The organism is Desulfitibacter sp. BRH_c19, from assembly GCA_001515945.1.
Lineage (GTDB): Bacteria > Bacillota > DSM-16504 > Desulfitibacterales > Desulfitibacteraceae > Desulfitibacter.
This window is the reverse complement of sequence record LOER01000004.1, coordinates 140,075-148,255: the sequence shown is the minus strand read 5'-3', so window position 1 is coordinate 148,255 and position 8,181 is coordinate 140,075. Positions and strand designations below refer to the sequence as shown.

General features: G+C 32.5%; 6 protein-coding genes and 1 CRISPR repeat array. All 6 genes read right to left on the bottom strand.

Translation table 11 applies throughout. The features are described 5' to 3' along the window. Position 1: 1 nt before the first annotated feature. A CRISPR array of direct repeats spans positions 2–2,519; the repeat unit is 36 nt; unit sequence TTTCAATCCTTGTTTTATTGGAACTTCTTCTGTAGC. Between the two features lie 160 nt (positions 2,520–2,679). The 6 genes from APF76_09350 to APF76_09325 are packed head-to-tail and all read right to left on the bottom strand — an operon-like array spanning position 2,680 to position 8,180. After that, positions 2,680–3,291, bottom strand: coding sequence for a CRISPR-associated protein Cas4 (locus APF76_09350; protein KUO53434.1), 612 nt, complete (start codon positions 3,289–3,291; stop codon positions 2,680–2,682). Further along, positions 3,266–3,556, bottom strand: coding sequence for a CRISPR-associated protein Cas2 (locus APF76_09345; protein ID KUO53433.1), 291 nt, complete (start codon positions 3,554–3,556; stop codon positions 3,266–3,268). The genes APF76_09350 and APF76_09345 overlap by 26 nt, the downstream gene beginning before the upstream one ends. Continuing rightward, positions 3,556–4,542: a CRISPR-associated protein Cas1 gene (locus tag APF76_09340; GenBank protein KUO53432.1), complete on the bottom strand. Its 987-nt coding sequence runs from the start codon at positions 4,540–4,542 to the stop codon at positions 3,556–3,558. Before APF76_09340 ends, APF76_09345 begins: the two co-directional genes overlap by 1 nt. Before the next feature lie 5 nt (positions 4,543–4,547). Further along, positions 4,548–5,198 carry a hypothetical protein gene (locus APF76_09335; GenBank protein ID KUO53431.1) on the bottom strand — a complete coding sequence of 217 codons (651 nt, stop codon included), beginning with the start codon at positions 5,196–5,198 and terminating at the stop codon, positions 4,548–4,550. 11 nt (positions 5,199–5,209) lie between these two features. After that, a complete protein-coding gene (locus APF76_09330; GenBank protein ID KUO53430.1) occupies positions 5,210–7,534 on the bottom strand; it encodes a hypothetical protein in 2,325 nt (774 codons plus the stop codon). After that, positions 7,518–8,180, bottom strand: coding sequence for a hypothetical protein (locus APF76_09325; GenBank protein KUO53429.1), 663 nt, complete (start codon positions 8,178–8,180; stop codon positions 7,518–7,520). Before APF76_09325 ends, APF76_09330 begins: the two co-directional genes overlap by 17 nt. Position 8,181: the final 1 nt, after the last annotated feature.

The window sequence follows — 8,181 nt, the reverse complement described above, 5'->3', positions numbered from 1 at the left end:
GTTTCAATCCTTGTTTTATTGGAACTTCTTCTGTAGCGGGTGTATGTGAGTTTGTGTAGGTTGTTTATATTCTCGTTTCAATCCTTGTTTTATTGGAACTTCTTCTGTAGCACAATATTGACTTCTCTCTTACTCTCCCAATACATGTTTCAATCCTTGTTTTATTGGAACTTCTTCTGTAGCGGGTGTATGTGAGTTTGTGTAGGTTGTTTATATTCTCGTTTCAATCCTTGTTTTATTGGAACTTCTTCTGTAGCACAATATTGACTTCTCTCTTACTCTCCCAATACATGTTTCAATCCTTGTTTTATTGGAACTTCTTCTGTAGCACATTGTCCTGCAACTGATAGAGTCACAAATAGATTGTTTCAATCCTTGTTTTATTGGAACTTCTTCTGTAGCAAGAGAAGTAGGAATGCAAAAAAAGCTCTCTTATGGGTTTCAATCCTTGTTTTATTGGAACTTCTTCTGTAGCCTGGATGGAATAATTAACCTTATCCACACTAGATTGTTTCAATCCTTGTTTTATTGGAACTTCTTCTGTAGCAGGTAGGCTTGTACATGTTGCTAGTCCACACAATAGGTTTCAATCCTTGTTTTATTGGAACTTCTTCTGTAGCTGTATGGATACATATCTTTTTACCTCCATGTAGTTTTGTTTCAATCCTTGTTTTATTGGAACTTCTTCTGTAGCCATCCAAGAGCATGGCATCTGCATATCCTTCTGCTATGGCGTTTCAATCCTTGTTTTATTGGAACTTCTTCTGTAGCTTTAGCTTCAATCTCTACGATGATATGGTCGTAGTGTTTCAATCCTTGTTTTATTGGAACTTCTTCTGTAGCATTATTTGTCTTATAGGACCTCATTTTAGATTCTGGTTTCAATCCTTGTTTTATTGGAACTTCTTCTGTAGCCTAACCAGCTGATAGATAACATCAAGACCAGGTACGGGTTTCAATCCTTGTTTTATTGGAACTTCTTCTGTAGCTATTCTAGTCTCAACTATTTCCCCACCTGTGTATCTGTTTCAATCCTTGTTTTATTGGAACTTCTTCTGTAGCTATGTCTTGCTGAATTCTTCTGTGGTCAAAAGGGCTGTTTCAATCCTTGTTTTATTGGAACTTCTTCTGTAGCAAATATTACAATCCCACATATAGTAGTGTAAATGCGTTTCAATCCTTGTTTTATTGGAACTTCTTCTGTAGCAGTACTTTTTCGGCAGTCGAAGAACCTGTTAGATAAGTTTCAATCCTTGTTTTATTGGAACTTCTTCTGTAGCGGAATCAGGCAAAAAGGAAGAAGAGTGGGTATTAATGTTTCAATCCTTGTTTTATTGGAACTTCTTCTGTAGCGATTCCAGGGTTGGAGTTACCAGAAGCAAAAAAGATGTTTCAATCCTTGTTTTATTGGAACTTCTTCTGTAGCAAAAATAAAATTATGTTTTGCCTTGATTGCGAAAGGTTTCAATCCTTGTTTTATTGGAACTTCTTCTGTAGCTTTACATGAAAATAAGGGGGTGTATATTGTTGTTAATGTTTCAATCCTTGTTTTATTGGAACTTCTTCTGTAGCGTTTATATATCCTCGCCATTCAGCTAACCGCTAATGTTTCAATCCTTGTTTTATTGGAACTTCTTCTGTAGCCAATAATGGAATAAATGACAACATATGCATGTCAGTGTTTCAATCCTTGTTTTATTGGAACTTCTTCTGTAGCCCATCTAGCTCATGCCATGCTGGAGGCTTAATCAGAGTTTCAATCCTTGTTTTATTGGAACTTCTTCTGTAGCGGTCGATGACTTGTGCTGTTGTACCGTCATATTGAAGTTTCAATCCTTGTTTTATTGGAACTTCTTCTGTAGCCCTGACTTGGATCTATTCGAGGAATTTGCTGATGAAGGGTTTCAATCCTTGTTTTATTGGAACTTCTTCTGTAGCGGCCAAAGGTGCTAAAGAAGATTTGAGTTCTAATATGTTTCAATCCTTGTTTTATTGGAACTTCTTCTGTAGCGTTAAAAGATACATCGAGGGTATTAATGATACTTAGTTTCAATCCTTGTTTTATTGGAACTTCTTCTGTAGCAACACCAGCACCAGTTTCTGATGATGATGATATATGTTTCAATCCTTGTTTTATTGGAACTTCTTCTGTAGCACCGCATACCTTTGCCCTGGCCCTTACGCTATTGGGTTTCAATCCTTGTTTTATTGGAACTTCTTCTGTAGCTCTTTTCCCATACAGCAACCAACCTTTGCGTTTTGGTTTCAATCCTTGTTTTATTGGAACTTCTTCTGTAGCCGTTAAATAATAATGTGTACCTATTTGCTTCTGTGTGTTTCAATCCTTGTTTTATTGGAACTTCTTCTGTAGCTAGATGTCTCTTTGTTCATACCCAGTAGCTCTAACTTGTTTCAATCCTTGTTTTATTGGAACTTCTTCTGTAGCCCTAAGGAGGATAAGTATAAAGATATTTATCAAAATGTTTCAATCCTTGTTTTATTGGAACTTCTTCTGTAGCCCATATATCAGTCAAATGCATTGGAAATACAGTATTTATTTAAATTTTTGATTGAGTTCTTTTTTGCCAAGTACCCGAAAAAGATCATTATTTTTGCTTGTTTTTCTCTCATGAACATCACCCTCTATCATAATACTTACAAGCTTTTAACAGCACCTTTTTACCTCACGCAAATATTTTTATAGCAACAATCCAAACATCTAGCTTTAAATCTTGTAGCTTTCGGGAAATGTCCCTGGATTACCTCTAGAAATTCTCTAATGGTTTCTTTTAAATCGGTTTTATTCTTTTCGGTAATCTCTATTTCCTTTACATCATGACCACCTCTACAATAGACAATAAATCCTTTTTTAACAACTCTATCATATGTTTCCTCTATCATCAAACCATACATAACTACCTGTGTAAGGTATGTTTGATAGAGTACACCATCATATTTTGTAAATTTATAATCTAGGGGTGCCAGGGTTCCATCTAATAGGGTTAATACTTCATCCACTTTTCCTCTTATCTTATATGTATTAGACACTAGAGAAACATCCATTTCCTTCGCGACAACTCCTAGTTTTTTCCTTAAATATTCCCTGTTTTGTTTTTCTTTTTTATCATGAATTACTCTTCCCTTTTGAACCTTATATCTATTTTCTTCATATTGACGGATTCCTAGACATTTCATGAAATAAATGAATCTTCTACAATACATGAATTCTATAATTTCTGAAGGAGTGACATAGTATTGATTTTCATTAAAAAAACTTTGAAATGATTTCATTTGTTACTAGCTCCTTATCAAAAGCTTGTCCGATAAGTCCCGCCTTTTTTAGCTCTGCTTTACTCATGGGAAACACATATACAGAATCTTTATCTAAATCTACCGTATCCTCTAGGCATAATATTAGCTCATCTAATACATTGTCTTCTACATCTCCCAAAAATACACTTTTTTGTACTCTATATAACCCAACGTTTGTGCATTGCCTTGCAACCTTTCCCCTAACCTTGTCACTAACAATATCATAGATTACCCAAACAAGCATTATAAACTCTCCTTCAGAATTCTATTGGCTATATTATGGCAATCATACTGAATAATATTTTGAAAGGCTATGTTTCTACCTTTATATCTGACCTTCTTTTCCATTTCATCATTATAAAGTGTTATTAAAGCTTTTTTCCCTTCTTGGTTTAGATAGTATCCATCACCTTCTTGATCAAAGTGCTCCTTTTTTACTTTTTTTGTGGAAAATAGCTTAAATACAATTTCATCAATATATCCTCTGTACATTTCAATCAAATCAAATACTAGTGCTTTTTTGTTATAGTTATCTGTATGCATAATACCTATGTATGGGTCCAACCCAGCAATGATACAAGCCTTTTCTACGCTAGAGTATAAAATCCCATAACCATAATTGAGCATGCAATTAAATGGATCTAGTGCAGGATTTCTACTTCGTCCACTAAATTTGTATTTTTCTAAAATAACCTCACTCAATACACAGAAATAGGCACGGCTTGCTACCCCTTCATATCCCTGCAAGCTATCCCTTACTTCAGAGATAAATTTACTGTGAGAAATACCTTCAACATTTTTTATTTGTTCCTTTATCCTGTTAACAGCTTCACTAATAATCTGCTTTCTATCATCTCTTCGATTCATGCTAAGCTTACTTAGGTGCTTTATTTGATTATCTAATTTCTGTAGAATCCATTCTCTTACAAGTTCTAAGCCTAATTTATGCTCTTGTAAAAATAATTGTTTTCTTCTTATAGTGCTTATGCTGCCAAGTTTGGAGTGCCAGACCCTTCCTAGAGGTTGTCCTGTGCTTTTCAAAAGAACAATATCAATATTGTTTTCTATTGCAAGTTCAATAGCATCTGTAGATAAAGCAGTTCTTGTGGTTATTAAGATTTGTTCAACTTTTTTGGCTGAAATCTCCTGTTTCTCATTATCTTTCTGTATTTGAAAACAATCCCCTCTTTTGCAAAGATAGGCTCCTGGAGTATTAATAACAAGTTGCACTATTATCAGCTCCTTATGATTGTTCCAAAACCTCTTGATACAGATTTGCCTATACCTAAATAATCTGGTATCATAAAATTTACTTTAAAAGTCCCAATAAATCCTCTCATTTTAATATTTTTAAACATGACAGGACATTGCTTTAGATTTATCCATGTGTATATCTGTTTTTCTATTGTATAACCTAATCCTTTTGCCAAGGATATAATATTTCCAACTATAATTCTTTTTAGAACTTCCTCTTTTTCCATATCACTTGCATCATCATAGGTTTTATTGTTTTTTTGATTTAGTGCAAGCCATGGGGTTACAAATTTGTATTCAATGTAATAATCTATTAATCCAAAATTTCTTTTCCCATTTATAATTTCTCTTTGAAATGTATGCAAAGGCTTTCCATCTAAAATCATTAATTCTGTATCAAGTCCAATGTTAGCAACCAAGCTAGCTCCTTCTTCTATCCCACATAACATAGTTATTCCCTTTATGATTTTATATTGTACCCTGGGATATTTATAGATTACCTGGTCTCCTTTATGATTATGTAACAATTCACTATCTTCGTACTCTTTTGCAAAAAAACCCCTAATCTTTTCTGCCGCTCTAGGTTTTAGTTCTAAATCTTGAAATTTAACTAGTGTATATATAATCTCCAAATTCTCATCTCCTAGCATATTACAGTATTTATTCTTATAATACCTTTGTTCTTATCGTAATATTTTTTATCAAGAACATGTATACCCTTAATGAGGATAGTGTTGATGTTTTTCATGTCTTCTTTATTTACGCTAACTTTATATTTATTTAAAACCCTCCATGCATTAATAGTATCTTGATAAGGCCAATTTCCTTCTTGTATTATACCTAAGCATTTTTGTGCTTCTTCATTGTAATTAATAATTACGTCTTCTTTTTGATAGTTTTCTTCAATAAGTTTAAATAACTGTCTAATCCTTGCAAAGTTAAATTCTGATATGGCTTCTTCAATTTCCTGAGAAGAATCTTTGCTTTTCTTTTCTTGAACCGCTTTAAAGTAGGCATTGTTAATCTCAAAAAAATCCTTTTCACAAATAATACCCTTTTTACTTAAAATCTCTTCTGTTGCATCTAATAAAGGCTGCGAATAAATATATGTTGCATATTTTTTATCGTGATGGTTTTCATTTATTAATGAAAATATCTTTACAATACCTTTTTCATTAATAGCATTTCTATTTGCTCTCCCTGCAGTTTGGTTTATTGAATCTATTGTAGAAAAATCTCTATAAACCATGTCAAAATCCACATCTACACCGGCTTCAATCAATTGGGTTGATACTAGTATATATTTTATATCTTTATCCTTCTTAATCTTTTGGATAACCTCTAATCTTCTATGAGGGTGTATTTCCGTAGATAAATATAAAACTGATCTTTTAGCTATTTGTAATTCTTCTGAACCCCTCAGATAATCTAAAACATTAAGCGATGATTTTACTGTGTTTAAGACAATTAAAAAACTTTTATTTGGTTTTGTTTGAATATCTTTCACTAGAATTTCACAAAAATCATTTAGATATATTGGGTTATCGATATGATTCTCTATCTGGATTCTATCTAAACTCTTAAATATTCCTTCATTATTCTTAATAAGTTCTTCTCCTTCTAGGAATAATGGTTTTGTAGCTGTTACAGTAATGACATAACAATTAAACTTGTTACATAATACTTCAAAAACCTCTTGTATAATATTGTAATATTTAGGTGGTATGGCTTGTACTTCATCCAATATGATGATAGAGCCAGCCAGTTTGTGGAACCTATTAATTATTGCATTGATTCCTGATTGGAAGATAGTATTAAACAATTGCACAAAAGTTGTTGTGATAATGGTACTCTGCCAGTTTTCTACACAGAATCGTGCATCGTAATTTCTGTATTCTTTTTCTTCATCCAATGTCTCACTATAATCAGTATAATTTAATTCTGTCATAGAGTGATGCTTAAGAATATAACTCTCAAATCTTTCTACATTATTACAATGCAGAATATTTTCCAATTCCTTATAATTTTGATCTATGACACTTGTAAATGGTATGTTATAAACAATAGTAGGTTTTATTGTTTTTTGACTTTCATTATAGATTCTTTCTAACAATTTAAATGCTGTGGCATAAACGGCCAGGGTCTTTCCAGTACCAGTAGGAACATTAATAGAAAATATATGATTTTTAGTTAGATCAGCATCTTCTATCCCTTTTACTGCATCTCGATAAATCTGATTTCTCACATGGAACAGTTTGGTTTTTTCTATTCCGGATATCCTTTGCATTAGCTCTTTCTTTATTTGGTCTTTATATTTACTAACATAACTCTCATATACATTCATACTATTTAAATATGCGGTTCCTCTGATTAGTTGAGTTTTATCTCCTGTTAATAATAATGACCATATATATTGCATCCATATAAAATCCTCAATGGAAAAGCTTTTCATTTTCTTTCTAAAACTCTTCCATGGGGCCTTCAAAAATTGTTCATTTTTTATTTCTTCAAAAAAACCAGAAATATCTTGTTTATAAATTTCATTTAATTCTTCAACGTTTTTCTTTATGCTTTCCGCAATACTCCATAGTTGCTTTTCATTATAATCAAAGAATATTCTGTCAGGTTCTAGATTACCATGATGCTTTTTCACAGCCATAAATCCTAAGATTTTCCAAGGTTGTGGCAACATATAAAAAACGAAATAAGCAGATATTTCCCCATGGTTTTTTAGTTTTTCACTATATTCATTCTTTAAATATTTTTGAAAATACTCACTAGCCTTGCCAAAATCATGACACATGCAGATGGTGCCAATAATTTTTTCAATTTCACCAACCACCCCATGCATCTTACTAGTTTCTATTGCAATGTTTTTGACACCCTGAAGATGGTCAACTAATAATTGACCATCTTCAAATGGTATTCCTTCTTGGACATGAGACTTTAGCTTAAAAGAAAAAGACATTTCTTTCACCTACTTTAAAGATCTCACAACCTTTAATTGTTATCGGTGTGCTTATTGCAAAAACAACATTACTATATTCTGTATACTCTCTATCCCTACTATTTTTTATGGGTATTCTGTCCATATAGACAGGAACATCCTCCTTAAAATCAGGAACCATGTTTTGTTTTGGAATAATGGTATCAGCTGTTTGATCACTACAAGCTTTAGCCAAAGTCATTTCTTCATATTCAATTTTGGCTATATGTTCACTACAACCTAGATATGGTGTAAATATATATTCACGTGACTTTAAAACTCCATCAAGGCTTTCTAACTTTCTAGATTCATCTGACACAAATATTCTATATTTTACATCTCTTAAAAATTGTACTCTTGATTGAAAATTAGCAGCTTTGTTATTGTTGCTTTGCGCAATTAAGTTAAATGATTGAGTATCCTTATGAATGGTATTTAAAACCTGAATTCCTATTTTCGTGTTTTTTAGATTTTCATGTAAATCATCATATTCTATTCCCAAAACTGCTCCTATTAATCCCTTTACTGCAATAGGATGAATACATAAAAATGTTAAAGCCGATGTTGTTGTATGGGGACATCGAAAACGTGCATATGCTCCCTTTACTGTAAATACTAAAGTTTGCATT

Excerpts from the sequence above, each read along its gene's own strand:
- APF76_09350 (KUO53434.1), bottom strand. The coding sequence starts at position 3,291 with ATGAAATCATTTCAAAGTTTTTTTAATGAAAATCAATACTATGTCACT.
- APF76_09345 (KUO53433.1), bottom strand. The coding sequence starts at position 3,556 with ATGCTTGTTTGGGTAATCTATGATATTGTTAGTGACAAGGTTAGGGGA.
- APF76_09330 (KUO53430.1), bottom strand. The coding sequence starts at position 7,534 with ATGTCTTTTTCTTTTAAGCTAAAGTCTCATGTCCAAGAAGGAATACCA.
- APF76_09325 (KUO53429.1), bottom strand. The coding sequence starts at position 8,180 with ATGCAAACTTTAGTATTTACAGTAAAGGGAGCATATGCACGTTTTCGA.